Genomic DNA, 24,152 nt, shown 5'->3' with positions numbered 1-24,152 from the left:
TCATGGGTGGGTGACGACGATCCGCCGCGCCGCCGCCGACGACTGGGTCGCGGCGCGGGACGTGCGCCTGCGGGCGCTGGCCGACGCGCCGGGGGTCTTCGCGTCGACCCTGGCCCGCGAGCAGGCGTACGACGAGGCCGAGTGGCGGCGGCGCGTGTCCACCCATGCGTGGTTCCTGGCCGGTGACGTCGGGGTCGCCGTCGGCGTGCCCGAACCGGACGACCCGGACGGCCGGCACCTGGTCGGCATGTGGGTCGCCCCCGAGTACCGCGGCCACGGCGTCGCCGACGCGCTGGTCGACGCGGTGGTCGGGTGGGCCCGCGACGAGGGCGCGGTGCGCCTGGCGCTCTGGGTCGTCGACGGGAACCCGCGCGCCCGGGGCTTCTACGAGCGCCACGGCTTCGTCGCCACCGGCGAGCGCGGTCCGCTGCCGAGCGATCCGGCCGTCACCGAGTCGCGGATGACCAGGTCGATCAGCTCAGGCCGCGGAACCCGGTGATCTCCAGCCTCGACGGGGCGCCGGCGTCGAGGAGGGCGTCGGCGAGGTACTGGCCCGACGAGCGTTCGACGTGCAGGAGGTAGGAGGCCGTCTGGTCCTGGTCGTCGCGCACGAGGTCGGTGACGACGGCGGCGAGGGAGCTGCGCAGGGCGGTGCCGTCGGGGGTGACGGTGTCGGAGAGATCGATCGCGCAGACGGCGGCGAGGACGGTGGCGGCGTCGCGGCCGGTGAGCCGGAGCAGCGCGCGGCCGTGGGTGAGGTCGAGGACCGTGGTGAACTCCCCGGTTCCGGCGAGGCGCTCCTCGATCGCGGCGCGCAGCGCCCCCGCGGTGTTCGGCGCCCCGAGCACGAGCCACTCGCCGGGGCCCGAGCCCACGACGAGCACGTCCCCGGTGCCGAGGTCGGCGCGGGCGGCTCGGCCGAAGCCGACGCCGAGGGCGGCGGGGCTCGCGCCGTCGAACGGCGCGCGGACGTGCACCTTGGCCAGCGGGGACTCGTCGGAGAGCGTCAGCGGGCCGGTGGCGACCCGGGCGTCGACCTCCCAGCCGTCGCGCACGACGCCGGGGTCGACGGCGACCGGTCCGCGGGCCAGGGGAGGGGTGCGGTCAGACACGCTGGCGCTCTCCTTCGGGGTCGACGTGGACGGCGTCGGTGATCTCGGCGGTGATGTCGCGCCCGTCCGGGAGACGCACCGTCACGTGGGTGCCGACGGCGGCGAGGTCGCGGTCGATCTGCGCCAGCCCGATCGCGCGGCCGAGCGTCGGCGACATCCGGCTGGACGTCACGCGCCCGGCGATGCCGCCGGACCGGTCGAGGATCTGGCTGGCCTCCGGCGGGACGACCGAGCCGTCGAGGGGGCGCAGCCCGACGAGGTGGGGGTGCTCGTCGCGCTGGTGTTGCCAGCGCAGTTCGGGCAGGCCGACGAAGTCGGTCTTGTCGAGTTTGATCAGCCCGTCGAGGCCGGCGGTGAACCCTTGGGTCAGGCCGTCGGTGTCCTGCCCGACGATGACGTGGCCCTTCTCCAGACGCAGGATGCGCTGGGCCTCCACCCCGAACGGCGCCACCCCCAGATCGGCGCCGCTGGCCATGAGTTGTTCCCACACGTGCAGCCCGTAGGAGGCGGGGACGTGGATCTCGTAGGACAGCTCGCCGGTGAACCCGATCCGCCACAGCACACACTCGGCGACCCCGGCCACCGTCCCTCGGCGGACGTTCATGTAGCCGAAGCCGTCGCTGGACAGGTCGACGTCGGTGAGTCTGCTGAGGAGGTCGCGGGAGCGGGGGCCGGCGATGTTGATCGAGGCGTAGGCGGTGGTGACGGGGGTGACGTGGACGCGCCAGTCGGGGTGGGCGGTCTGCAGCCAGTTCTCCACCCACTCCCACACCGTCGCCGCCCCGCTCGAGGTGGTGGACATCAGGTAGTGGTGCTCCCCGAGCCGGCCGGTGACACCGTCGTCGAGGACCACGCCGTCCTCGGCGCACATCACCCCGTAGCGGACGCGCCCGATCGGGAGCTTGGACCACTTGTTGACGTAGAGCAGGTTGAGCAGCTGGGGGACGTCGGGGCCCTGGAGGTCGAGCTTGCCGATCGGGGTGACGTCGATGATCCCCACCCCGCCCCGGACGGCGCGGACTTCGGCGGCGGGGTCGCCGTAGTGCTCGGGGCGGATCCACTGCCCGGCCACCAGCGGGGTCGCGCCGTGGCGCTGGTGCCAGGGCTGCATCGGGGAGTGCCGGACCGGTTCGTGCGGCCGCCCCGCCAGGGCTCCGAGGGTGACCGGGGAGTAGACGGGGCGCCAGGTGGTGGTGCCGGTCTCGGCGATGCTCTTGCCGGTGGCGGCCGCGACCAGGGCGACGGCGTTGACGGTCTCGAGTTTGCCCTGGGTGGGGCCCATGGTGACCGTGGTGTAGCGCTTGACCAGCTCGACCGAGTCGTAGCCCTCGGCCACCGCGGTGGTGATGTCCTTGGCGGACACGTCCTCACAGAAGTCCACGAACCCCCCGGTGCCGGCACTGAAGAGCTCGGGGTGGGCTGCGGGCTTCAGCTCGGGCACGGAGACGGGGGTGGGTCCGGAGGTGGCGCGGCGGGCGGCCTCGCGGCCGACGGCCTCGGCGTGCTCGACGAGCTGGGCGGTGGTGCCGTCGCCGACGATCCCGCCGGCGGCCAGGACGTTGTCGGGCATGCGCCGGGGGTCGGGCAGGAACCGGGCCGCGGCCGGGTCGTAGATCGGGCGGTCGCCGGACTGGTTGAGCAGCGAGGTCGGCGCCGTCCACCCGGTCGCGGTGACCAGCAGGTCCGCCTCGATCCTCTGCCCGGTGCCGGTCTCGACGGCGCGCAGCCCGCCGTGCCCGTGAGCGGCGCGGACGCCGTCGCCGCGGCGGGGGTCGAGCACGGCGGCGATCTCCACGCCGGCCCGCGCGAGGTCGGCGACGGCGGCGTCGCCGTCGGGGTTGGCGGTCAGGACCACGGCCCGCTGTCCGGGCTTCACCGCGTAGAGGTTGATCAGCCGGCGGACCGCGGTGGAGAGCATGACCCCGGGCAGGTCGTTGCCGGCGAACACGTAGGGCCGCTCGATCAGCCCCGGCGCCACGATCAGCGTTTTCGCGCGGGCCTTGATCAGGCGCTCGGTGACACCGGGCAGGCCGCGCTGGACCACGGGGATCCAGTTGTCGTCGAAGCGGCCGGTGACCACGGAGTCGGTGAGGACCTCGATGCCGGGTTGGCCGGCGACCTGGGCGCGCAGCTCGGCCAGCGCGGCGAGGTCGGCGGTGTCGCCGTAGCGCAGGTGCCCGCCGAGGTGGTGGTTCTCCTCGACCAGCATCACCGACGCGCCGCCGCGGGCGGCGGCGAGGGCGGCGGCCATGCCGGCGGGTCCGCCGCCGGCCACGACCACGTCGGGGTGGGCATACCGGTGGTCGTAGTAGGCCGCCCCGACCTCGGGGGTGATGGTTCCGGCGTGGACGAAGCGGCGCAGGACCTTCTCGTAGAGCGGCCAGAGCGGTTCGGGCTTGATGAAGGTCTTGTAGTAGAACCCGGTCGCGAGGAACCGGCCGGCGAGCTGGTTGACCGCCTTGACGTCGAACCGCAACGAGGGCCAGGTGTTCTGCGACGACACCTCCATCCCGGGCTCGACGAGACGGTGCGCGCCGCGCACGTTGGGCTCGTCGCCGACCTGCAGGAACGCCCCCGGGTCCAGGTAGTCGGCGGTCAGCAGCCCGCGGGGACGGTGGTACTTGTAGCTGCGCGAGAACACCCGCACCCCCGCGGCGGCCAGGGCCGAGGCGATGGTGTCGCCGGGATGGGCGCTGTGCGCGGCGCCGTTCCAGGTGAACGGGACGCTGCGCCCGCGGTCGATCACCTCACCGGGCTGCGGGCCCAGCCGCGCCGAGTCCGGGATTGCGCGGGTGCCGCGGGTGCCGCGGGACAGGGGCAGCAGGCTCATCGCGCGGCTCCGGACGCCGAGTCGGTGACGGAGAAGACCTCGTTGGTGGCGGTGTCGCGCTCGACGGCGAGGTAGCGGCGGCAGCCGGCGCGGTGGTACCAGGTCTCCCGCACCGGCCCGCACGGGTTGGCGTGCATGTAGAGGTAGCGCCGCCACTCCTCGGGCGTCGCGGACCCCGGGTCCGGGCGCGGACCGGCCTCACCGACATACCGGAATTCGGTGGCATTCCGCGGCCCGCACCACGGGCACGGCAACAGCATCATCAGCAGATCACCCCAGCGAGACGACGAGAACGGGTCCACGACTGCTCAGTGGCCGACCGCGGCCGCGCCCTTCTCCCCGACCAGGCGCCCATCGGCGAACCGGTCGAGCCCGAACGCCGCGATGATCTCCGGCGGCTTCCCCGACGCCAGCGTCGCGGCCATCGCCTCACCGGACACGGGGCCGGCCTTGAACCCGTAGGTCCCCCACCCCACGTCCACGTAGAACCCCTCCACCGGGGTCGGACCCATGATCGGCGAGTAGTCCGGGGTCATGTCACACAGCCCGGCCCACTGGCGCAGCAGCCGCATCCGGTGCAACGCCGGCATCAGCTCCAGCACATGCCCCGCGATCCCCTCGGTGAACTCCAGCGAGCCGCGCATCGAGTACGACGCGAACGGGTCGACGCTCGCGCCGAACACCAGCTCGCCCCGGTCGGTCTGCGAGACGTAGACGTGCAGCGTGCCCGACACGACGACGGTGTCGAGGAACGGGCGCACCGGCTCGGTCACCGCCGCCTGCAGCGGGAAGGTCTGCACCGGCATCGACACCCCGGCCATGTCCGAGATCAGCGTCGCCCACCCCGCGGTGGCGTTGAGCACCACCGGCGTGGAGATGCGACCCCGGTTCGTCCGCACACCGGTGACCCGGCCGTGCGACACGTCGATCCCGGTGACCTCGGTCTGCTGGTGGATGTGCACCCCGTGCGCGTCCGCCCCCCGCGCGTAGCCCCAGACCACGGCGTCGTGGCGGACGATCCCGCCCGGCGGGTGGTAGAGCGCCCCCAGGATCGGATACCGCGCCTCGGACGACACATCCAGATACGGGACGAGTTTCGCGATCTCGTCGGGGTCGATCACCGACGAGTCGACGCCCTGCTGCTTGTTGACCTCGGTGCGCCAGCGCATCGTGCGCAGCGACGCGTCGTTGTGCGCCAACGTGAGATGCCCGCGCTGGGAGAACATCACGTTGTAGTTCAGATCCGCGGCCAGGTGCTCGTAGAGCTTCACCGACCGGTCGTAGAACCGCACCCCTTCCGGGGTCAGATAGTTCGACCGCAGGATCGCGGTGTTCCGCCCCGAACCCCCCGACCCGATGTAGGCCTTGTCCAGCACCGCCACATTCCGCATCCCGTGATCCCGGGCCAGGTAATAGGCCGTCGCCAGACCGTGCACACCACCACCGATGATCACCGCGTCGTACGACGACTCGAGGTCGTGCTCACGCCACGCGCGCGGCCACTCGCCTCCCACGGCCCCGTGCCGCAGCAGGCTCCACGCCGAGTACCCCGACAGGCGATGGCCGTCGGACCGGGAACTGCCGTTGTTCGTCAACGATGTCCTCTCAGGCCTGGGTGAGGTAGCGGCGGACCTCCCAGTCGGAGACCGCGGCGTGGTACTCGTCGAACTCCTGCTGCTTCACCGCGGCGTAGTAGTCGATGAAGTCGCCGCCCGAGGTCTTGCCGAGCGCGGCGCGCAGGACGTCGTCGGCGACGAGCTCCTCGACGGCCCGGTCGAGCGTCTTCGGGAGGTGCTTGATGCCCCGGGCGCGGACCTCGTCGCTGTGCAGGGTGAAAAGGTTGTCGTCGGTGCAGGCGCCCGGGTCGATCTCACGGTCGATGCCGTCGAGCCCGGCCGCGAGCAGCGCGGTGGCGGCGAGGTACGGGTTGGCCGAGCCGTCGACGCCGCGGTGCTCGATGCGCCCGCCCTCGGGCACCCGCAGCATCACCGTGCGGTTGTTGCCGCCGTAGGCCACGTACGCGGGGGCCCAGGTCGATCCCGAGGTGGGCGCGCCGACGCCGATGCGCTTGTAGGAGTTGACGGTCGGACAGATGATCCCGGCGACCGCGCGGCCGTGCTCGATGAGCCCGCCCAGGTAGTGCCGGGCGGTCGGCGAGAGGCCGAGCGAGTCCGCGTCGTCCTCGAACAGCGGCGTGCCGTCCTGGGTCCAGAGGCTCTGGTGGATGTGCAGGCCGTTGCCGGTGACGGTGCTGAACGGCTTGGGCATGAACGTGGCGACCATGCCGGCGTCGTGCGCCAGCATGTGGACCATGTAGCGGAAGAAGATCGTGCGGTCGGCCGTGGTCAGCGCGTCGGAGTACTCCCAGTTGTTCTCGAACTGGCCCGTGCCGTCCTCGTGGTCGTTCGCGTAGTTGCCCCAGCCGAGGGTGTTGAGGTGGCGCGACACCGTCGAGAGGTGGTCCCACATCCGCGTGAGGCCCTTGACCTCGTAGCAGGGCTTGGCGGCGGTGTCGTGCGGGTCGGCGAACTCGAGCGTTCCGTCCTCGCGGCGGCGCAGCAGGCTGTACTCGAGCTCGGTGCCGGTCTTGAACACCCAGCCGCGCTTGTCCGCGAGCTCGGCCAGCTGGCGCTTGAGGATCACGCGCGGCGCGTAGGGCCAGGGCTTGCCCTCGACGTGCGGGTCGCAGTGCAGCACGGCGACGCCCGGCTTCCAGGGCAGCGGCGTGTAGGAGGCGGGGTCGGGGACGACGAGCACGTCCGGGTCGGCCGGTGACTGGCCCAGGTCGCCCGCGGCGTAACCGGCGAACCCGGCCCCGCCGTCCATGAGGAGGTCGAAGGACGAGAACGGGATCGCCTTCGCGCACGGCTTGCCGTGCAGATCGACGAACATCGCCAGGAAGAACTCGATGCCGTCGGCCTCGGCGCGTTCCCGCAGGTCGTTCCGTGCACTGTCATCACCGATGGCCATGCCGGGCCTCCCTCTGCCGCGCCGACGGCGGATCAAGGTGTGGAGTTAGAACCTTTGGAGAGGCAACCGTGACCGGGGGAGAGTGTCAACCCCGTCACACCCGGCCGGAAGGCCAGCGAGGGCCCCGACTTCCGGCCCGATACACACGGTGACCAGGAGCGCTAGTCTCGGGTCATGGCCCGGCAGGTCACCTCCACGTCGCTGACCCAGGCGGTGGCCGACCACCTGCGGATGCGCATCCACCGTGGGGACGTCAGCCCGGGGGAGCGCCTGCCTGCCGAGCGCGAGCTCGCCGAGCAGCTCGGGGTCGCGCGGATCAGCCTGCGGGAAGCCATCCGGCAGCTCCGCGAGGACGGCTACGTCGAGGTCCGGCGCGGGTCGACCGGGGGCACGTACGTCACCGAGCTGCGCCGGCCCGCCGAGGCGTGGCGGGCCCGGATGCGCGAGCAGGCCGGGGAGATCGACGACATCGTCGACTTCCGGATCGCGCTCGAGACGCAGACCGCGACCCTGGCCGCGCACCGCCGGAGCGAGGCCACGCTCGCCCCGGTGCAGGAGTCGCTCGGGGCGCTGCGCGACGTCATCGGGCGCACCGCGTTCCGCCAGGCCGACTCGCGATTCCACGTCGCCCTGGCCCGGGCCGCGCGCAACGACCGGCTCACCGACGCCGTCGAGACCGCCCGCGGCGAGCTCTTCAGCCCGCGCGACCTGCTGCCGTTCCGCGAGCCGGTCGAGGAGACGCTCCGCGACCACCAGGCGATCTTCGAGGCGGTCCGCGACGGCGACGCCGGCCTGGCCGCCGAGGCGATGCGCGCCCACCTCGAGCGGGCGAGACGTCAGCTGCGGGCGATCGTCTTCGGCACGGATCACGACACGGACGGCGACCCTGAGTGGTCCTCGGCCTGACCTGATCCGGGCACCCGTCCGTTTCACGCGGGGTTGACACGGTGTGGCGTGGGCCACCTACTCTCCCTCCGTCCATGGTCTGCGCTCCAGACCAAAGCACGGACCAGCGCCCGCACGACGTCGTCGGATCGCTCGTGACGCCGGTGCGCCGCGCCCGGAGGCATGCCGATGAAGAGCCTCGACGAACGGATCGCGGTGCTCCTGCGCCGCGACCGTCTCCTCGCCCTAGGGGCGACCGTCGCGATGTGGGTGGTGCTGGTCTTCGTCCTCGTCGCCGCCGCCCCGACCGTCCCGAGCACCGGGCTGTTCGTGGTGCTCGCCGTGGCGGTGGTCGCGCTCGGCGGCCTGAACACGGCGTCGGCGGCGGCCCTCGTCCGCCGCTATCGCCTGGCCAGCGACCAGGTCTACCGCCCGGACATCGAGAACCTCGACGCCCAGCGCGCCGCCCGCGACGGGGGCGGGTCGTGACCGCGGCCGGCGGCGGCACCGCCGCACCACGCCCGGTCTACGAGCCCCCGAAGCAGTCGGTGGGCGGCCAGCTCCTCGACGCCGTCGTCGTGCTCGTCCTGATCTTCGTGACGCTGTTCGCCACCACGTACATCACCAGTGCCGAGGACGAGACGTCGACCCCGGCCCGGCCTCTGGCCGAGCAGCCGCTGACGCCCGGCGAGCGCACCCAGTACCAGAAGATGATCGACGCCGGGGTCGCCGACGAGGCGACGCTCGCCGCGGGCGTCGAGGCGAACCAGCCCTCCGGCGACAAGTACGAGATCGACGTCCTCGCCCTGCTCGGCACGGTGGTGCTGCTGGGCCTGTACCTCGGCTTCGTCTACCGCGTGTCGTACCGCGAGTACCGCGAGGTCGTGGAGGAGCGCTTCGGTCCCGCCGGGACGGCCGGTCCGACCGAGAACGCCGGGAGGCAGCCATGAGTGCCGTGGGCGTGGTGGAGCTGATCGCGTGGGTGCTCAGCGCGGTCATCGCCGCCTGGATGATCAACGATCTGCTGCGCACCGGGCGCCGGCACGACGAGGCGTCGCTGGTCAACGCCCCGGATCCGCTCGAGGACCCGCCGCCGGCCACCGGTGACGGCGCGGGGGTGAGGTCGGCATGAGCGCCACCGAGGACGCCCCGACCCCGGTCGCCGCGACGGGGTCCGGCGACGGGCCCGGCACCGACCGCCCGGCCCTGCGCAAGGTGCTCGCCCCGATGCACATCTGGGCGCTCGGCGTGGGCATCGTGCTCGTCGGCGAGTTCATGGGCTGGAACTTCGCCGTCGAGAAGGGCGGCATGTACGGCGCGCTGGTCGCCTGCTGGGTGGTCGGCCTGCTCTACACGTGCATCGTCATGATCAACTCCGAGGTGACCTCGGCGATCCCGGCGGCCGGCGGGCAGTACGCGCAGGCCAAGCACACCGTCGGGCCGCTGATGGCGTTCAACGTGGGCCTGTACCTGACGCTGGCGTACACGATGCTCGAGGCCGCCAACGCCAACGTCATGAGCGCGCTGCTCACCGCGCTGTCCGGGCTGCTCGGCAGCGAGCAGGAGCTCTCGCCGTACCCGTTCGCGGTGCTCGCGATCCTGGCGCTGGCCTTCCTCAACTACCGCGGGGTGTTCGCGTCGCTGACGCTCAACCTCGTCATCACGGCGTTCGCCTTCGCGACGATCCTGGTGCTCTTCGTGGGTCTGCAGGCGTGGTCGCCGTCGGCCGAGCTCGACCTGGCCGGCCTCGCGGGCGACGTCACCAACGCGCTGCCGTACGGCTGGATCGGCGTGATCGCGGCGTTCCAGTTCGGCATGTGGTTCTACCTCGGGATCGAGGGCACCGCGCAGGCCGCCGAGGAGTGCCGCTCCGCGCCGCGGTCGGTGCCGCTGGGCAGCCTGGCCGGGATCATGACGCTGATCATCGCGGCGTCGCTGACCTGGTACGTCTGCGCCGGCACCCTGCCCTGGCACTACCTGGGCACGGCGATCACCCCGCTGTTCGACGCCGCGCTCGTGTCGGGCCAGGGGGTGCTGGTGGTGCTGCTCCTGCTCGGCACGCTGTGCGCGACGCTGGCCTCGGCGAACGGCTGCATCAACGACGCCTCGCGGGCGTGGTTCTCGATGGGGCGCGACCGCTACCTGCCGGAATGGTTCGGCGCGGTGCACCCGCGGTACCACACGCCGTTCCGGGCGATCGTGTTCCTCGTCCCCGTCGCGATCGCCTTCGCGCTGCTGCCGGTGGTGCTCGACGAGCCGACGCTGCTCTCGACGGTGATCACCTTCTCGATCCTGTCGGGCCTGCTGATGTACAGCTTCATGGGGCCGAGCTTCATGCGGTTCCGCAAGCTGTGGCCCCTCGGCACGATCGCCCGGGCCTACACGCTGCCGCTGCACCCGGCGCCGGCGATCGCACTGCTGGCGCTGTCGGCCGTCGTCTTCTTCGCGACGTTCCTCGGGTACGGCGTCGCGCTGCTCTCGATCCTGTCGTTCTACCTGCTCGCCTCGATCTGGTTCGTGCTCCGGCGCTACAAGTATGTCCGCCGCGGCGCGCAGTTCACCGCAGACCTCCCACGGCCGCAGGGGTACTGAGATGGCGACGGTGGTGGTGCTGCTGGTCGTGGCCGCGGGCCTCGTCGCGCTCGCCGTGCTCCACCGGCGGGCCCGGGCGGCGGACGCGGCGCAGCGGTGGCGCCTGTTCGCCGAGGTCGTGCCGCTGCTCGACGACGCCCGGCTGGTCGGCGAGCGCGGTGACCACCCGGTGCTCACCGGCCGGCTCGACGGGTGGCCGGTGACGCTGCGGGTGATCGTCGACGGGGTCGCGCTGCGCAAGCTGCCGGTGCTGTGGGTCGAGGTCGTCGTCCACCGGCGGCTCGCCGTGCCGGGCACGCTGAACGTCCTGCTCCGTCCGCTGGGCACCGAGTTCTTCTCGCCGGACTCCGGCTTCCGCCACGAGCTGGAGCCGCCCGCCGGGGTGCCGCGGCCGGTCCGCGTCTCCTGCGCGGGCCCGGGGCGGGCGCCGTCGCCCGACGTGCTCGCCCCGGCGACCGACCTGCTCGCCGACCCGGACACGAAGGAGCTCGCCGTCGGCCGGGGCGGGCTGCGGGTGGTCCTGCGGGTCGCCGAGGCCGAGCAGGCGAGCTACCGCAGCACCCGGCGGGCGGTGTTCGACGACCCGCGCCTGCGTCCCGACGTCCTGGCCCGGGCGGTCGCGGTGCTCGGCCGCGTGGGCGACCGCGCCGAGCGCACCGCCGTGGAAGTGAGGTCCTGATGCGCGTCCGACCCTGGATGGTCCTCGTCGTCGCCGTCCTGCTGCCCGGCTGCGGCCACGTGCTGGCCCGGCTGCCGGTGCGCGGGCTGATGTTCGCGTTCTACACGCTGCTGCTCGGCGTGATCACCTGGAACCTCACGACACCGGAGACCTCGCTCGTCGGCCGCCTGGCCGGCGGGCTGTTCGTGTACGCCGTGAGCGTGCTCGACGCGTACACGTGGGCGGCCCGTCGGGCGGTACCGGTCGACGTCTCCTCCTAGGCAAACTAGTTTCCTGTCAGTAGGTCGACCCGGTCCCTCCCGACGCAGGAAGGCTGAGTCCCATGTGCGGCATCATCGGTCTGCACCTCCGCGATCCCGAGCTCCATCCGGTGCTCGGCGCGCTCCTCGACGACATGCTCTGCGGTGTCTCCGAGCGCGGGCCCGACTCCGTGGGGGTCGCGGTCTACGGCGACGAGCAGCGCAACCCGCCCGGCCACAGCGCGGTGTCGGTGCTGCGCGCGCCCGGGGATCTCGACGCGGCGGTCGGCGGGCTGCTGCCGGGCGGTCCGGCCGTCACGGCGACCCGCGTCGGCGACACCACCGTGCTCACCGCACCGGTGGCCGCCGAGGCGCTCGCGGCGGCGGTCACCGCGGCGGCTCCCGACGCGCTCGTCGTCGGGCGGGGCGGCGACCTCGTCGTCTACAAGGGCGTCGGGCACCCGTCGGACCTCGCCGTGACCTACGGCCTGCGCGGGGTCACCGGCTGGCAGGGGCTCGCGCACACCCGCATGGCCACCGAGTCCGCGATCATCCCCGAGGGCTGCCATCCCTACTCGGTGGGCCCGAACCAGTGCCTGGTGCACAACGGGTCGTTCTCCAACCACGCCACCGTGCGCCGCGACCTCATGCGCCGGGGTGTCAGCTTCGACTCGGAGAACGACTCCGAGGTCGGCGCCCGCTTCGTGGCGTCCTGCCTGGCCGAGGGCGACGACCTCGAGAAGGCGTTGCTGCGCCTCGGCGAGACCTTCGACGGCTTCTACACGCTGCTCGTCACCTCCGACGAGGGTTTCGCGGTGGTCCGCGACGAGATCGCCTGCAAGCCGGCGGTGATCGCCGAGCACCCGCGGTGGGTGGCGATGGCCTCGGAGTTCCGGGCGCTCGCCGACCTCCCGGGCATCGGCGAGGCCCGCGTCTGGGAGCCCGACCCCGGCAAGGTCTACACGTGGCGGCGCTGAGCCGGTCGGAGGCGGAGGAGCGGTCGGCCCGCCCCGTCTCCGTCGACCTGCGCGACGCCGGGGTGCGCGCCCTCAACGCCGAGCTCCATGCGCCGTCCGCGGCGTCCTACGAGGTGCTCAACCCGGCGGGCGCGCACTCCATCGGCGCCGGCATCGACCACGAGATCGACCTGCACGTCCGCGGCAACGCGGGCTACTTCTGCGCCGGGATGAACCAGCGCGGCCGGGTGGTCGTCGACGGCTCGGCGGGCAACGGCGTCGCCGAGAACATGATGTCGGGGACGGTGCGGGTCCGCGGGGACGCCTCGCAGTCCGCCGGCGCGACGGGACGCGGCGGCCTGCTGGTGATCGAGGGCCGGGCGTCGATGCGCTGCGGCATCTCGATGAAGGGGATCGACATCGTCGTCGGCGGCGCCATCGGCGCGATGGGCGCGTTCATGGCGCAGGCCGGGCGGCTGGTCGTGTGCGGCGACGCCGGCGACGGGCTCGGTGACTCGATCTACGAGGCGCGCCTCTACGTGCGCGGGCGGGTCGGGTCGCTCGGCGCGGACTGCGTCGAGAAGCCGCTGCGCGACGAGCACCGCGCCGAGCTCGCGGAACTGCTCGCGGCGGCCGGGTTCGACCATCCCGTCGACGAGTTCCGCCGCTACGGCTCGGGTCGGACGCTGTACCACTTCACCAGCGAGCACAGCGCCAGCTATTGAGGGGAGAGCTACCAGTGACCAACCCGGCCGAACGAGGGCTCCGGGAGTCGGCGACGTTCGACCGCGCGAGCATCGCGGCGATCCAGCACGCGGCGCGCACCGGCGTGTACGACATCCGCGGGTGGGGCGCCAAGCGCGCGGTGCCGCACTTCGACGACCTGCTCTTCCTGGGCGCGAGCATGTCGCGCTACCCGCTCGAGGGGTACCGCGAGCGCTGCGACACCGACGTGGTGCTGGGCGACCGGCACGCGACCCGGCCGCTGCACCTCGACATCCCCGTGACGATCGCGGGGATGAGCTTCGGCGCGCTGTCGGCGCAGGCGAAGGAGGCCCTGGGCCGCGGGGCGTCCGAGGTCGGGACGTCGACGACGACCGGCGACGGCGGGATGACCGACGAGGAGCGGGGCGAGTCGAAGACGCTGGTCTACCAGCTGCTGCCGAGCCGGTACGGGATGAACCCCGATCACCTGCGGGCGGCGGACGCGATCGAGGTCGTGCTCGGGCAGGGCGCCAAGCCCGGCGGCGGCGGGATGCTGCTCGGCCAGAAGATCTCCGACCGGGTCGCCGAGATGCGCACCCTGCCCGCCGGCATCGACCAGCGCTCCGCCTGCCGCCACCCCGACTGGACCGGCCCCGACGACCTCGCCATCAAGATCGGCGAACTGCGCGAGGTCACCGACTGGGAGAAACCGGTCTACGTCAAGGTCGGCGCCACCCGCACCTACTACGACGTCAAACTCGCCGTCGCCGCCGGCGCCGACGTCGTCGTGGTCGACGGCATGCAGGGCGGCACCGCCGCCACCCAGGAAGTCTTCATCGAACACGTCGGCATCCCCACCCTCGCCGCCATCCCCCAGGCCGTCCAGGCCCTGCAGGAGCTCGGGCTGCACCGCAAGGTCCAGCTCATCGTCTCCGGCGGCATCCGCACCGGCGCCGACGTCGCCAAGGCCATGGCCCTCGGCGCCGACGCCGTCGCCATCGGCACCGCCGCGCTGATCGCCCTGGGCGACAACGACCCCCGCCACGCCGCGGAGTACGAGGCGATCGGGTCCGCCGCCGGGTTCTACGACGACTACCAGGACGGCAAGGATCCGGCCGGGATCACCACCCAGGACCCCGAACTCGCCGCCCGCCTCGACCCCGTGGAGGGCGGCCGGCGGGTGGCGAACTACCTGCGCGTGCTGACCATGGAGGCGCAGACCCTGGCGCGGGCGTGCGGCAAGGCCCACGTGCTGCACCTCGAACCCGAGGACCTCGTCGCCCTCACGATCGAAGCGGCCGCGATGGCCCGCGTCCCGCTGGCCGGCACGAACTGGATCCCGGGCCGGGGATTCTGAGCCTCTACGGTGCGGGGCGTGACGGATGATCCCGTGATGACCCACATCGGCGCGGCGGGCGAGCTCTTCCGCGCCGGTGACGTCGAGGGCGCGCGGTCCGCGTTCGCGGAGCTGTGGCGCGCCGCCGTGGCGGAGGACGACGCGTTCCACCGGTGCGTGGTCGCCCACTTCGCCGCCGACGCCGAGCCCGACGTCGAGCAGGAGCTGGCGTGGGACCTGCGCGCGCTCGAGGCCGCCGACGAGGTCACCGACGAGCGCGCCCAGGAGTTCCACGGCGGACTGTCCGTCGCGGCCTTCTACCCGTCGCTGCACCTCGGCCTGGCCGACGACTTCCGCCGGGTCGGCGACGACGACCGGGCGCGCCACCACCTCGCCCGCGGGCAGGAGGTGCTCGGCGTGCTCGGCGACGACCCGTACGGGCAGACGGTGCGCGGCGTCGCCGAGCGCCTCGCCGCCCTGTACGACACGCCGCGCGTCGCCACCGCCGCCCGGGTGATCGCGGCGCCGGCGGCCTCGGTGTTCGAGCTGATCGCGGACCCCGCCCGCCAGCCCGCGTGGGACGGCAACGACAACCTCGCCGCGTCCGCGGGCGGCCAGCGGGTGCGGGCCGTCGGCGACGTCTTCGTCACGCGGCTGACCATGGGCGAGGAGCGCGAGAACCACGTCGTCGAGTTCACCGAGGGCCGCCTGCTCGCGTGGACGCCGTCGGACCCCGGCCGCGTGCCGCCGCCCGGGCACCTCTGGCGCTGGGAGCTCCAGCCCCTGGGTGGCGAGGCGGGGGACCGCACCGCGGTCCGGCAGACCTACGACTGGTCGCACCTGGTCGACGAGCACCGTTTCGCGCGCGCCCGCGCCACGACCCCCGACCGGCTGCGGGCCTCGCTCGACCGGCTCGCCGCGGTCGCCGAGGGCTGACGACCCGGGCCTCGGCCTCACGCTGACGGGAGGACGTCCGCCACGAGCCGGTTGAACACCTCCGGCAGCTCGAGGTTGGTGAGGTGCCCGGTGCGGGGGAGGACCGCGAGCCCCGCGTCCGGCAGCGTCGCGGCGAGCATGAGGTTGGCGTCCAGGGCGTCGCGGTCGGTGTCGCCGACGACGAGCAGGGTCGGCACGGTCATCGTCGCGAGCTGGTCGCGAAGCGTGTAGATCGAGGGCCGCGCGGCCTGGACGCCGCGCATGGTCAGGGCCGCGCCGGTCGGGTCGTGCTCGGCGAGGATCCGCAGGTGCTCGTCGTGGGCGGCGGGGTCGCGGCGGCGCAGCGGCTGCCGGGAGGCGCGGTTCCCGTAGTCGGCGGCGACCGCGGCGCTGCCGTCGCGCAGGTAGGCGTCGGCCAGCGCGAGCGCGTCGGCGCGGAAGGCCTCCGTCTGCTCCGGGGGCGCGCCGTAGCCGCAGCCCGCGACGACGAGGGCGACGCAGCGACCGGGGTGGCGCAGCCCGAGGTGCAGGGTCGCGAACCCGCCCATGGAGTTGCCGACGACGACCGCGCGCTCTATCCCCAGGCCGTCGAGCACCGCGACGGCGTCGGCGACGGCGTGGTCCTGCGAGTAGGCGGCGGGATCGGTCGGCACGGCCGAGGGCGGGTAGCCGCGCGCGTCGTAGGTGACGCAGCGGTACCGGTCCGCGAAGTGTGCGACCTGCGGGACCCACGAGCGGTGGTCGCCGCCGAACTCGTGCAGGAACAGGATCGGTGGCGCGTCCTCGGGCCCGTGCACCTGGACCGCCAGCTCGACACCGTCGGGAGTGATCACGGCGTCTACTTCACACCACCGCGGCGCTTCGGGTCCCACGCGAGCTCGAGGTTGCGGATGATCGCCGGGGAGTACATGCAGCGCGCCTGGCCGATGGCGAGGTTGGCCATGTAGTGCCGGAAGGTCTCGAGCGGCTCGACGCCGACCCGCATCTGGGTGCGGTTCGCGTTGACGCCGACCGACCCGGTCGCGGTGAGGGCGTCGACGGCGTCGTCGATCGCCGCCTGCATCCCGGCCTCGTCGGCGGCGAGGTCGTCGACGATGAGGCGGCCCTCGGGGGAGTCGACGTCGATGTCGCGGTTGAAGAAGATCCCCTGGCGGGCGACCTTCTCGCCGACGAAGCGGGGCAGGCGCATGTTCCCGCAGCCGGGCAGGAAGCCCTCGCGCCGTGCCGGGAGGTTGACGTAGGCGCCGGACCGGGCGACGACGCGGTCCATGACCAGGAGGAACTGGCAGCCCCCGCCGATGGCGAACGTGTCGACGGCGGCGATCCACGGCTTCTCGTGGCGCCGCTCGACGATGCTGACCTCGCCCGCTCCGAGGCTGTGGCCGCGGTACCACTTGGTGATCAGCCCGAGCTCGCGCTCGACGAAGAACTCGATCAGCGAGACCTCGCCGTGGTAGAGCCGGGTGAGGTTGACGCCGGTGTCGAAGACGCGGCGTCCCGCGTAGCGCGGGTGCTGGGCCTCGTCGCCGCGCAGGACGCCGACCTCGATCCGGTCGTCGAGCAGGACGAGGTCGGTGGCGGTCTCCATCGCCGCGGTCGACTCGTCGTCCTCGGCGTTGAGGTACTTGTGGTGGGCGATCGTCAGGTGCCCGACGGTGCCGTCGCGCTCGAGCCGACAGGTGCCGAGGTCGACGCGACCGGTGTCCCGGAAGTGGTCGAGCATGTCGAGCGCCTCGCGGCGTGGCTGCGCCATGGCGTGCATCAGGTGGTAGCCGGTGCGCGCGTCGTCGAGGACGCGGGACAGGAAGATCCCCTGATCGACCTCCCAGCCCTCCTTGTCCTTCTGCGGGTGCCGGCGCTCGGCGGCGATGCGCTCGCGGGTCGGCGTCAGGCCGGGCACCAGCTCGCCGGCCGCGTACGTGAGCTCCGCGGCGCGCAGGGTCCGGGTGGCGCCGTCGGTGAGGGCGTCGTAGACGGCGCCGAGGTGGTGGTCGAGGAAGCCCTCGCGGGCCGCGCGGCCCCGCTCGAGCAGCGTCGTGGCCCGCTCCTGCTGGCCCTCGGTTCGTTCGGGCCGGGGAGGCAGCTCCTCGAGGTCGGCGCCGAGCGCCCCGAGGCGCTCGGAGAGCAGGGCGGCGTCGCGCGCGAAGGTCATGACGCCGCCTCCGACCGGGACCGCCGGGCGGCGTCCTCGACGGCGTCGACGATGCCCACGTAGCCGGTGCAACGGCAGATGTTGCCGGCCATCTCCGCGCGGATCCGCTCGCGCCCGGGGTCGGGATCGGTCTCCAGGAGATGGGCCGCGGTCATGAGCATCCCGGGTGTGCAGGCGCCGCACTGCAGCCCGTGGCACCGCGAGAACGCCTCCTGCAACGGGTGCAGCGTGCCGTCGTCGGCGGCGAGGCCCTCCACGGTCGCGACCTCGGCGTCGTCGGCCTGCACGGCGAACATCAGGCAGGCACGGGCGGGCAGGCCGTCGACGAGGACCGTGCACGCGCCGCAGACCCCGTGCTCGCAGCCGACGTGGGTGCCGGTCAGGCCGAGGTCCTCGCGCAGCGCGTCGGACAGGGTGCGGCGCGGCTCGACGTCGACGCGGTGCCGCTCGCCGTTGACCGTCAGCGTGATCTTCATGCCGGCTCCCGGACGGGCTGGGGGCGCCCGGCGAGGTCCGCGAGCGCCCGGAGGGTCATCTGCTCGGTGAGCGCGCGGCGGTACCCGGCGCTGCCGTGGAGGTCGGAGGCCGGGTCGACGTCGTCGGCGGCGGCCGCGGCGAGGAGGGCGACGTGGTCGTCGGAGATCTCGTCGCCCACGTGGTCGAGGTCGCCGGCGTCGACGAGGTGGGGCACACCGGCGACGCCGCCGACGGCCACGCGCACCCGGTCGCCGAAGCGCGCGGCGGCGACCGCGACGACGGCGAAGTCGCCGTGGCGCCGCGCGAACTCCGCGAAGCCCCAGGCGTCGGGCACCGGCAGCTCGACGCCGGTGATCATCTCGTTCTCGCCGACGGCGCTCTGCAGCGCGCCGACGAACAGGTCGTCGGCGCCGACACGCCGCGACCCGGTCGGCCCGGCGACGTGCACCGCGCCGTCGCAGGCGCGCAGCACCGCGGGCAGCTCCGCCGACGGGTCGGCGTGCGCGAGGCTGCCGCCGAGGGTCCCGCGGCTGCGGATGGCGGTGTGCCCGATCCAGCGGGCGGCCTCGGCGGCGAGGGGATGGTGCGTCTGGTCGGCGAGCGCGAGGTGGCGGACCAGCGCGCCGGCGTGCAGCACCCCGTCGCGCCGCTCGAGACAGTCCAGCCCGGGGACGCGGTTGACGTCGACGAGCACCGACGGCCGCGCCAGGCGCAGCGCGAGCACCGGCACCAGGCTCTGGCCCCCGGCGAGGATCTTGCCCTCGTCGTCGGCGGCCTCCAGGGCGGCCACGGCGTCGGCGACGTCGGTCGCGCGGTGGTAGGAGAACGGCGGGCACTTCATCGCTGCACCAGCTCCCAGACCCGGGCGGGGGTGACGGGCAGGTCGTCGACCTCGACGCCCAGCGCGTCGGCGACGGCCCCGGCCACCACGGCGTTCGGCGCGAGCGTGCCGCCCTCGCCGACCCCGCGGACGCCCGTCGGGTTCGCGGCCGGCGTGCTGACGTGCCCGATGCGCAGCTCGGGGATCTCGCCGGCGGTCGGCATGAGGTAGTCGAGCAGGGTGCCGGTCGACAGGTTGCCGGCGTCGTCGTAGACGAGGTGCTCGTACATGGCGCCGCCGATGCCCTGGGCGATCGAGCCGGCGATCTGCCCGTCGACGATCACGGGGTGGACGATCCGGCCGGCGTCCTCGACGCACACCCAGTCCAGGATGCCGATCTCGCCGGTGGCGGGGTCGACCTCGAGGGCGGCGATCTGGGCCCCGGCGGCGAACGCCCCGCGGATCGGGTCGTAGAACCTCGTCCCCTCCAGGCCGGGCTCGAAGCCGTCGGGCAGGCGGTCGGACTGCAGGTACGCGACCCGGGCGACCTCGGCCAGCGAGATGATCGGCTTCTCCTGCCCGGCCATGTGGATCTGCCCGCCGCGCAGGTCGAGCTCCTCGACCGGCGCCTCCTTCAGCGCGGCGGCCAGCGCGAGGACCTGCCCGCGGACGTGCTCGCCCGCGAGGTGCGCCGCGCCGCCGCTGATCACGGCCTGGCGCGACGAGAAGGCCCCGAAGCCCCACAGCGACTCGTCGGTGTCGCCGTAGCGGACCTCGACGTCGTCGTAGTCGACCCCGAGGGCGTCGGCGACGACCTGCGCCATCGTCGTCTCGAGGCCCTGGCCCTGGGAGGTGACGCCGGAGAACACCGTGACCGCGCCGTCGGGGTTGATCCGCACGGTGCAGGCGTCGTGGCCCGTGCGGAACGCCATGCGAGGCCCGGCGGACGCGGCGCGGCCCAGGCCGGTGAGCTCGTTGTAGACGCCGACGCCGATGCCGAGCGGGCGCCCGCCCTCGACGCGGCGCCGGGTCTGCTCGGCGCGCCAGCGGTCGAGGTCGAAGGTGGCGACGGCCTTGTCGAGGCAGGCCTCGTAGGCGCCCGAGTCGTCGACCAGCCGCGACGGCATCCGGTAGGGCACGTCGGCGGGGAGGATGAGGTTGCGGCGCCGCAGGGCGATCGGGTCCATGCCGAGCGCGCGGGCGCCCGAGTCCATCAGCGCCTCCATCGCGAACACCGTCGACGGCCGCGCGACGCCGCGGTACGGCCCGGACGGGCTGGTGTTGGTGGCGACGCCGCGGACGGTGCCCGTGTAGTGCGCGAGCTTGTACGGCCCGGTGAGCAGGCCGCCGGCCATGAGGGGCTCGATGCCCGCGGTCCAGGGGTAGACGGAGTAGGCGCCGGCGTTGCACCACGCGTCGGCCACCACGGCGAGCAGCTCGCCGTCGGCGGCGAACCCCGCGCGCAGCACGTAGCGGTGGTCGCGGGCGTGGGTGGCCGCGAGCAGGTGCTCGACGCGGTCCTCGACCCACTTGAGCGGGACGCCGGGCATCGCCATCGCCATGAGGCAGAGCGCGACGTCCTCGGAGTAGAGCACCGCCTTGACGCCGAACCCGCCGCCGACGTCGGGGGCGATGACGCGGATGTTGCCCTCGGGCAGGTCGAGCAGCTCGGCGAGCTGGGTGCGCACGATGTAGGGCACCTGGGTGCCCGACCAGAACGTCAGCTTGCGGTCCGCCGCCTCGTAGCGGGCGACGCCGGCGCGGCACTCGATGGGGTTGCCGCTGTGGCGGTTGGTGGTCAGTTCGCGGTCGACGACGACGTGCGCCTCGGCCAGCGCGGCGTCGGCGTCGCCCGCGCGGAAGGTCCGGGAGAGCAGCACGTTGTCCGGCGCCTCGTCGTGCACCGGGTGCTCGGGCTCCGCCCAGGCGCAGACCGTCGCCGGCAGCGGGTCGTAGTCCACGACGACCGCCTCGGCGCCGTCCTCGGCGAGGTAGCGGTCGGCGGCGACGACGGCGGCGACGGCCTCGCCGGCGAAACGCACCTTCCCGCGTGCCAGGGGCGGCTGGTCGGTCTCGACGTAGCCGGGCAGGGCGGACTGCGCGCGCAGCGCGACCGGCGCGATCGCCGGGTGCTCGCCGGTGAACACCGCGGACACCCCGTCGACCTCGAGCGCCTCGGCGACGTCGACCCCGGTGATGCGGCCGTGCGCGACCGGGCTGCGCACGAACGCGACGTGGCGCATGCGGGGCAGGGCGAGGTCGGAGACGAAGCGGCCGCGCCCGGTGAGCAGGCGCGCGTCCTCCTTGCGGCGCACCGAGGTGCCGCTGGCGGGGGCGTGCTGGTCGTCAGGCGTCATGGCACCACTCATGGCATCGCGAAGCCGCCGTTGACCGACACGACCTGACCGGTGGTCCAGGACGAGCACGGCGAGGCCAGCAGCAGGATCGTCGGGGTCACGTCCTCGGGGCGCCCGAGGCGGCGGAGCGGGTAGAGCGCGGTGATCTTCTTCAGGCGCTCGTCGTCGGTGCCGCCCGCGTGGTCGGAGAAGCGGTCGGTCTGCACGAGCCCGATCGAGACGGCGTTGGCGCGGATGCCGTGGCGGGCGAGCTCCTTGGCCAGCGACTTCGTCAGCCCGAGGGTCGAGCTGCGGGCGGTCGCGGTGACGGTGAGCCCGGACTCGCCGACCCGGCCCGAGTCGCCCATGAGCGACACGATCGCGCCGCCGCCGTGCTCGGCCATGCGCCGGGCGACGGCGTGGGAGATGCGCACGGTGCCGGTGACGGTCACGTCGATCTCGGCGGCGAACTCGTCGGCGTCGCGCTCGAGGAAGCGCCCGCGGCCGGTCACCGCCGCGTTGTTGACGAGCACGCCGATCGGCCCGAGCTCGGCCTCCACGGTCGTGACCGCACGCGTGACCGCCGCGTCGTCGCGGGTGTCGACGGCGACCGCGATCGCCTTCACCCCCGCGGCGCGCGCGGCCTCGGCCGCCTCCTCGGCGCCGGCGGACGAGGTGTTGTAGCCGAAGGCGACCTGGGCGCCCTCGGCCGCGAACGCCTCGCCGATCGCGCGGCCGAGGCCCTGCCCGGCCCCCGTGACGAGCACGGTGGTGCCGGCGAGCTGCAGATCCATGGGGCTCCTCTAGGCGATGACGAAGCGGCGCCGGTCGCCGAAGGTGACGATCCGGCCGACGGCGAGTCCGGGCAGGTGGGCGGGGACGACGAGGTCGTCGGTGTCGGCGACCTCGTCGGCGATGCGGTTGCGCATCGCCCGCGCGGCGACCGGGTCGACGTCGAACACGGCCTCCCAGTCGGGCTCCTCGAGCTCGACCACCGAGTGCGCGACGTCCCCGATCAGCAGGGCGCGCTCCCCGCGGCTGGAGACGACGTAGCTGGTCGAGCCGGGCGTGTGACCGGGCGTGGGGCGGGCGTCGAGGCCGGGGGCGACGGTGTGCTCGGCGTCGAAGGTCTCGAGGCGCTCGCGCAGCGGGGCGAGCTTGCGCACCGCGCCGGGGTCGGCGTCGGCCGCCTCGACGAAGTGGGCCCAGTCGGCCGCGTGCACGCGGTAGGTCGCGCGGTCGAAGACGACCTGCCCCTTGCTCGTCGCCCAGCCGACGTGGTCGAAGTGCAGGTGGGTGAAGACGACGTCGGTGACCTCGTCCGGCGCGACGCCGTGGGCGGCGAGGGCGTCGAGGAACCCGCCGCCCGCGTAGTGGTCGTTGTGGATGCGCCCCACACCCGCGTCGACGAGCACGACGCGGTCGCCGGTGCGCAGCAGGAAGCCGCCGAGGGTCAGCTCGAGGTTCCCGTCGGCGTCGAGGTGCTCGGGGTGGCAGGCCCACCGGTCGCCGCCGGGTGCGGAGAGCACCTCGCGGGCCTGCTCCCGCCCGGTCCCGTCGACGATCGGGAGGACCTCGAGGTCGCCGACCTTCACGCCGGGGCCTTCTCGCCGCTGAGCAGCCGCGCGAGCTCGAAGCGCTTGATCTTCCCGGAGCCCGTGCGCGGGATGACGTCGACGAGGTGGAAGGCGACGGGGACCTTGAACCCCGTGAGGTGCTCCCGGCAGTGCGCCGCCACCGCGTCCAGGTCCGGGTCGCCGACCACGAAGGCCACCGGCTCCTCGCCGAGGTCGGGGTGCGCACGGCCGACGACGGCGGCGTCGCCCACCCCGGGCGCCCGCAGGAGCACGGCCTCGATCTCGGCGGGGTAGATGTTCTCGCCGCCCCGGATGATCATCTCCTTCGCGCGGCCGGAGATCGTCAGGTAGCCGTTCGCGTCGGCGCGCGCGAGGTCGCCGGTGCGGTACCAGCCGTCGACGAGGACGTCGGCGGTCTGCTCGGGGCGGTTCCAGTAGCCGCGCATGACGCCCGGTCCGCGCACCCACAGCTCGCCCTCGTCGCCGGCCGGCGCGTCGGTGCCGGTGGCGGGGTCCACCAGCCGGACCGCGAGCCCGGGCAGCGGCAGCCCGCACGACCCGTACGGCCGCGTCCCGTGCGGCCAGTTCATCGCGACCATCGTCGAGGTCTCGGTGATGCCGTAGCCGTCGAGCAGCGGCACGCCGAACACCTGCTCGAAGGTCTCGTTCACCGACGCGGGCAGGATCGCGCCGGCGGAGACCGCCATCCGGAGCCGGTGCCGTGGGCGGTGGCCGGCGGCCTGCAGCAGGTAGGAGAAGTGCGTCGGGACCCCGGGCAGGACCGTGTAGCCGTCGCCGAGCATCTCGAGCATCCGGGTGGGGGAGAAGCGCGGCAGGATGCGCTCGCTCGCCCCCGTCGCGACGATCCCGAGCACGCACATGTCCAGGGCGTAGGAGTGGAACAGCGGCAGCCCCGAGAGCACGGTCTCGCCGGGCCCGAGGCCGACGATCGGCGCCCAGCACGCGGCGACCACCCACAGGCAGCTGCGCAGGCTCAGCTCGACGCCCTTGGGGCGCCCGGTGGTGCCGGACGTGTAGAGCATGAACGCCGTGACGTCGAGGTCGGCGGGGTCGGGCGCCGGGGTCGGGGGCTCGGTGGCGACGAGGTCCTCGTAGTCCCCGCCGACGACGATCGTGGTGACGTCCGGGCCCAGGAGTCCGGCGTGCGCCACGTCGGTGACCACCACGCGGGCGCCGGAGTCGGCGAGCATGTAGGCGAGCTCGGCGGGTGCGGCGTCCGGGTTGAGGCACACCGCGACCGCACCGGCCCGGGGGATGGCCAGGTAGGTCTCGGCGGTCTCGACGGCGTTGGCCATCACCATCGCGACCCGGTCGCCGGGACGGACGCCGCGGGCGGCGAGGTGGCCGGCGAGCCGGCGGGTGGTGGTCGCGAGCCGCCGCCACGACACGTCGCGGGCGTCGTCGGCGAAGGCGACGTCGTCGGGCCGGGCGGCCGCGTGGCCGTCGAGCAGCTCGTGCACGGGCCGGATCACCTCGGTACGCAGCATCGCGCCTCCCAAGCTGATGAACGCTCGTTAGTTTGACCGTAG

General features: G+C 73.7%; 25 protein-coding genes. 12 read left to right on the top strand and 13 right to left on the bottom strand.

What is annotated here, in order from left to right:
- Positions 1-10: 10 nt before the first annotated feature.
- Positions 11-499 carry a GNAT family N-acetyltransferase gene (locus tag WCD58_RS06025; protein WP_337700505.1) on the top strand — a complete coding sequence of 163 codons (489 nt, stop codon included), beginning with the start codon at positions 11-13 and terminating at the stop codon, positions 497-499.
- On the opposite strand, the gene WCD58_RS06020 is transcribed toward WCD58_RS06025, so the two are convergent.
- Genes WCD58_RS06020 through glnT form a run of 5 tightly spaced genes read right to left on the bottom strand, consistent with a single transcriptional unit; the run spans position 474 to position 6,912 of the window.
- Entirely contained in the window at positions 474-1,112 is a 639-nt protein-coding gene (locus tag WCD58_RS06020) for a sarcosine oxidase subunit gamma (RefSeq protein ID WP_337700503.1), read from the bottom strand. The two genes, WCD58_RS06025 and WCD58_RS06020, sit on opposite strands and share 26 nt — an antisense overlap.
- Entirely contained in the window at positions 1,105-3,942 is a 2,838-nt protein-coding gene (locus tag WCD58_RS06015; RefSeq protein WP_337700500.1) for a 2Fe-2S iron-sulfur cluster-binding protein, read from the bottom strand. The genes WCD58_RS06020 and WCD58_RS06015 overlap by 8 nt, the downstream gene beginning before the upstream one ends.
- On the bottom strand, positions 3,939-4,205 hold the full coding sequence (locus tag WCD58_RS06010) for a sarcosine oxidase subunit delta (RefSeq protein WP_337700498.1): 267 nt from the start codon (positions 4,203-4,205) through the stop codon (positions 3,939-3,941). The genes WCD58_RS06015 and WCD58_RS06010 overlap by 4 nt, the downstream gene beginning before the upstream one ends.
- 45 nt (positions 4,206-4,250) lie before the next feature.
- Entirely contained in the window at positions 4,251-5,537 is a 1,287-nt protein-coding gene (locus WCD58_RS06005; protein WP_337700497.1) for an FAD-dependent oxidoreductase, read from the bottom strand.
- Between the two features lie 10 nt (positions 5,538-5,547).
- Positions 5,548-6,912, bottom strand: a complete 1,365-nt coding sequence (gene glnT / locus WCD58_RS06000; protein ID WP_337700494.1) for a type III glutamate--ammonia ligase — start codon at positions 6,910-6,912, stop codon at positions 5,548-5,550.
- Positions 6,913-7,086: 174 nt separating this feature from the next.
- Here glnT and WCD58_RS05995 point away from each other — a divergent pair, with 174 nt between their 5' ends.
- The 11 genes from WCD58_RS05995 (at position 7,087) to WCD58_RS05945 (ending at position 15,240) form a co-directional block, all read left to right on the top strand.
- Positions 7,087-7,818: a FadR/GntR family transcriptional regulator gene (locus WCD58_RS05995; protein WP_337700492.1), complete on the top strand. Its 732-nt coding sequence runs from the start codon at positions 7,087-7,089 to the stop codon at positions 7,816-7,818.
- Between the two features lie 168 nt (positions 7,819-7,986).
- Positions 7,987-8,286: a hypothetical protein gene (locus WCD58_RS05990; RefSeq protein ID WP_337700490.1), complete on the top strand. Its 300-nt coding sequence runs from the start codon at positions 7,987-7,989 to the stop codon at positions 8,284-8,286.
- Complete coding sequence (locus WCD58_RS05985; protein ID WP_337700488.1) at positions 8,283-8,747, top strand: hypothetical protein; 465 nt, start codon at positions 8,283-8,285, stop codon at positions 8,745-8,747. The genes WCD58_RS05990 and WCD58_RS05985 overlap by 4 nt, the downstream gene beginning before the upstream one ends.
- Positions 8,744-8,929, top strand: a complete 186-nt coding sequence (locus WCD58_RS05980) for a hypothetical protein (RefSeq protein ID WP_337700486.1) — start codon at positions 8,744-8,746, stop codon at positions 8,927-8,929. The genes WCD58_RS05985 and WCD58_RS05980 overlap by 4 nt, the downstream gene beginning before the upstream one ends.
- Positions 8,926-10,389: an APC family permease gene (locus tag WCD58_RS05975; protein WP_337700484.1), complete on the top strand. Its 1,464-nt coding sequence runs from the start codon at positions 8,926-8,928 to the stop codon at positions 10,387-10,389. The genes WCD58_RS05980 and WCD58_RS05975 overlap by 4 nt, the downstream gene beginning before the upstream one ends.
- 1 nt (position 10,390) lies before the next feature.
- On the top strand, positions 10,391-11,068 hold the full coding sequence (locus tag WCD58_RS05970) for a hypothetical protein (protein ID WP_337700482.1): 678 nt from the start codon (positions 10,391-10,393) through the stop codon (positions 11,066-11,068).
- Positions 11,068-11,328 (top strand): hypothetical protein, encoded by a 261-nt coding sequence (locus tag WCD58_RS05965; RefSeq protein ID WP_337700481.1) that lies wholly within the window; start codon positions 11,068-11,070, stop codon positions 11,326-11,328. The genes WCD58_RS05970 and WCD58_RS05965 overlap by 1 nt, the downstream gene beginning before the upstream one ends.
- Positions 11,329-11,390: 62 nt before the next feature.
- Entirely contained in the window at positions 11,391-12,284 is an 894-nt protein-coding gene (locus WCD58_RS05960) for a class II glutamine amidotransferase domain-containing protein (RefSeq protein ID WP_337700479.1), read from the top strand.
- Positions 12,272-12,988 carry a glutamate synthase gene (locus WCD58_RS05955; protein WP_337700476.1) on the top strand — a complete coding sequence of 239 codons (717 nt, stop codon included), beginning with the start codon at positions 12,272-12,274 and terminating at the stop codon, positions 12,986-12,988. The genes WCD58_RS05960 and WCD58_RS05955 overlap by 13 nt, the downstream gene beginning before the upstream one ends.
- A gap of 14 nt (positions 12,989-13,002) precedes the next feature.
- Positions 13,003-14,325 carry an FMN-binding glutamate synthase family protein gene (locus WCD58_RS05950; protein ID WP_337700474.1) on the top strand — a complete coding sequence of 441 codons (1,323 nt, stop codon included), beginning with the start codon at positions 13,003-13,005 and terminating at the stop codon, positions 14,323-14,325.
- 18 nt (positions 14,326-14,343) lie between these two features.
- Positions 14,344-15,240 (top strand): SRPBCC family protein, encoded by an 897-nt coding sequence (locus WCD58_RS05945; RefSeq protein ID WP_337700472.1) that lies wholly within the window; start codon positions 14,344-14,346, stop codon positions 15,238-15,240.
- A gap of 17 nt (positions 15,241-15,257) precedes the next feature.
- On the opposite strand, the gene WCD58_RS05940 is transcribed toward WCD58_RS05945, so the two are convergent.
- The 8 genes from WCD58_RS05940 to WCD58_RS05905 are packed head-to-tail and all read right to left on the bottom strand — an operon-like array spanning position 15,258 to position 24,110.
- Positions 15,258-16,073 carry an alpha/beta fold hydrolase gene (locus WCD58_RS05940; RefSeq protein ID WP_337700469.1) on the bottom strand — a complete coding sequence of 272 codons (816 nt, stop codon included), beginning with the start codon at positions 16,071-16,073 and terminating at the stop codon, positions 15,258-15,260.
- Between the two features lie 5 nt (positions 16,074-16,078).
- Entirely contained in the window at positions 16,079-17,392 is a 1,314-nt protein-coding gene (locus tag WCD58_RS05935; protein ID WP_337700467.1) for an enoyl-CoA hydratase/isomerase family protein, read from the bottom strand.
- Entirely contained in the window at positions 17,389-17,868 is a 480-nt protein-coding gene (locus WCD58_RS05930; RefSeq protein WP_337700465.1) for a (2Fe-2S)-binding protein, read from the bottom strand. The genes WCD58_RS05935 and WCD58_RS05930 overlap by 4 nt, the downstream gene beginning before the upstream one ends.
- A complete protein-coding gene (locus WCD58_RS05925; RefSeq protein ID WP_337700463.1) occupies positions 17,865-18,710 on the bottom strand; it encodes an FAD binding domain-containing protein in 846 nt (281 codons plus the stop codon). Before WCD58_RS05925 ends, WCD58_RS05930 begins: the two co-directional genes overlap by 4 nt.
- A complete protein-coding gene (locus tag WCD58_RS05920; protein WP_337700460.1) occupies positions 18,707-21,046 on the bottom strand; it encodes a xanthine dehydrogenase family protein molybdopterin-binding subunit in 2,340 nt (779 codons plus the stop codon). Before WCD58_RS05920 ends, WCD58_RS05925 begins: the two co-directional genes overlap by 4 nt.
- Positions 21,047-21,054: 8 nt before the next feature.
- Complete coding sequence (locus tag WCD58_RS05915; RefSeq protein ID WP_337700458.1) at positions 21,055-21,819, bottom strand: SDR family NAD(P)-dependent oxidoreductase; 765 nt, start codon at positions 21,817-21,819, stop codon at positions 21,055-21,057.
- A gap of 9 nt (positions 21,820-21,828) precedes the next feature.
- A complete protein-coding gene (locus tag WCD58_RS05910) occupies positions 21,829-22,620 on the bottom strand; it encodes an MBL fold metallo-hydrolase (RefSeq protein WP_337700456.1) in 792 nt (263 codons plus the stop codon).
- Positions 22,617-24,110 carry a class I adenylate-forming enzyme family protein gene (locus WCD58_RS05905; RefSeq protein WP_337700453.1) on the bottom strand — a complete coding sequence of 498 codons (1,494 nt, stop codon included), beginning with the start codon at positions 24,108-24,110 and terminating at the stop codon, positions 22,617-22,619. The genes WCD58_RS05910 and WCD58_RS05905 overlap by 4 nt, the downstream gene beginning before the upstream one ends.
- Between the last annotated feature and the right edge of the window lie 42 nt (positions 24,111-24,152).

This window comes from Actinomycetospora flava, from assembly GCF_037400335.1.
GTDB lineage: Bacteria > Actinomycetota > Actinomycetes > Mycobacteriales > Pseudonocardiaceae > Actinomycetospora > Actinomycetospora flava.
Note: the sequence above shows the minus strand (reverse complement) of the source record. Positions and strands in the feature narration are given on the sequence as shown.

Coding starts and splice junctions, on each gene's coding strand:
- WCD58_RS06015 (WP_337700500.1), bottom strand. CDS start 3,942: ATGAGCCTGCTGCCCCTGTCCCGCGGCACCCGCGGCACCCGCGCAATC.
- WCD58_RS06010 (WP_337700498.1), bottom strand. CDS start 4,205: ATGATGCTGTTGCCGTGCCCGTGGTGCGGGCCGCGGAATGCCACCGAA.
- glnT (WP_337700494.1), bottom strand. CDS start 6,912: ATGGCCATCGGTGATGACAGTGCACGGAACGACCTGCGGGAACGCGCC.
- WCD58_RS05995 (WP_337700492.1), top strand. CDS start 7,087: ATGGCCCGGCAGGTCACCTCCACGTCGCTGACCCAGGCGGTGGCCGAC.
- WCD58_RS05990 (WP_337700490.1), top strand. CDS start 7,987: ATGAAGAGCCTCGACGAACGGATCGCGGTGCTCCTGCGCCGCGACCGT.
- WCD58_RS05980 (WP_337700486.1), top strand. CDS start 8,744: ATGAGTGCCGTGGGCGTGGTGGAGCTGATCGCGTGGGTGCTCAGCGCG.
- WCD58_RS05975 (WP_337700484.1), top strand. CDS start 8,926: ATGAGCGCCACCGAGGACGCCCCGACCCCGGTCGCCGCGACGGGGTCC.
- WCD58_RS05970 (WP_337700482.1), top strand. CDS start 10,391: ATGGCGACGGTGGTGGTGCTGCTGGTCGTGGCCGCGGGCCTCGTCGCG.
- WCD58_RS05965 (WP_337700481.1), top strand. CDS start 11,068: ATGCGCGTCCGACCCTGGATGGTCCTCGTCGTCGCCGTCCTGCTGCCC.
- WCD58_RS05960 (WP_337700479.1), top strand. CDS start 11,391: ATGTGCGGCATCATCGGTCTGCACCTCCGCGATCCCGAGCTCCATCCG.
- WCD58_RS05935 (WP_337700467.1), bottom strand. CDS start 17,392: ATGACCTTCGCGCGCGACGCCGCCCTGCTCTCCGAGCGCCTCGGGGCG.
- WCD58_RS05930 (WP_337700465.1), bottom strand. CDS start 17,868: ATGAAGATCACGCTGACGGTCAACGGCGAGCGGCACCGCGTCGACGTC.
- WCD58_RS05925 (WP_337700463.1), bottom strand. CDS start 18,710: ATGAAGTGCCCGCCGTTCTCCTACCACCGCGCGACCGACGTCGCCGAC.
- WCD58_RS05920 (WP_337700460.1), bottom strand. CDS start 21,046: ATGACGCCTGACGACCAGCACGCCCCCGCCAGCGGCACCTCGGTGCGC.
- WCD58_RS05915 (WP_337700458.1), bottom strand. CDS start 21,819: ATGGATCTGCAGCTCGCCGGCACCACCGTGCTCGTCACGGGGGCCGGG.
- WCD58_RS05905 (WP_337700453.1), bottom strand. CDS start 24,110: ATGCTGCGTACCGAGGTGATCCGGCCCGTGCACGAGCTGCTCGACGGC.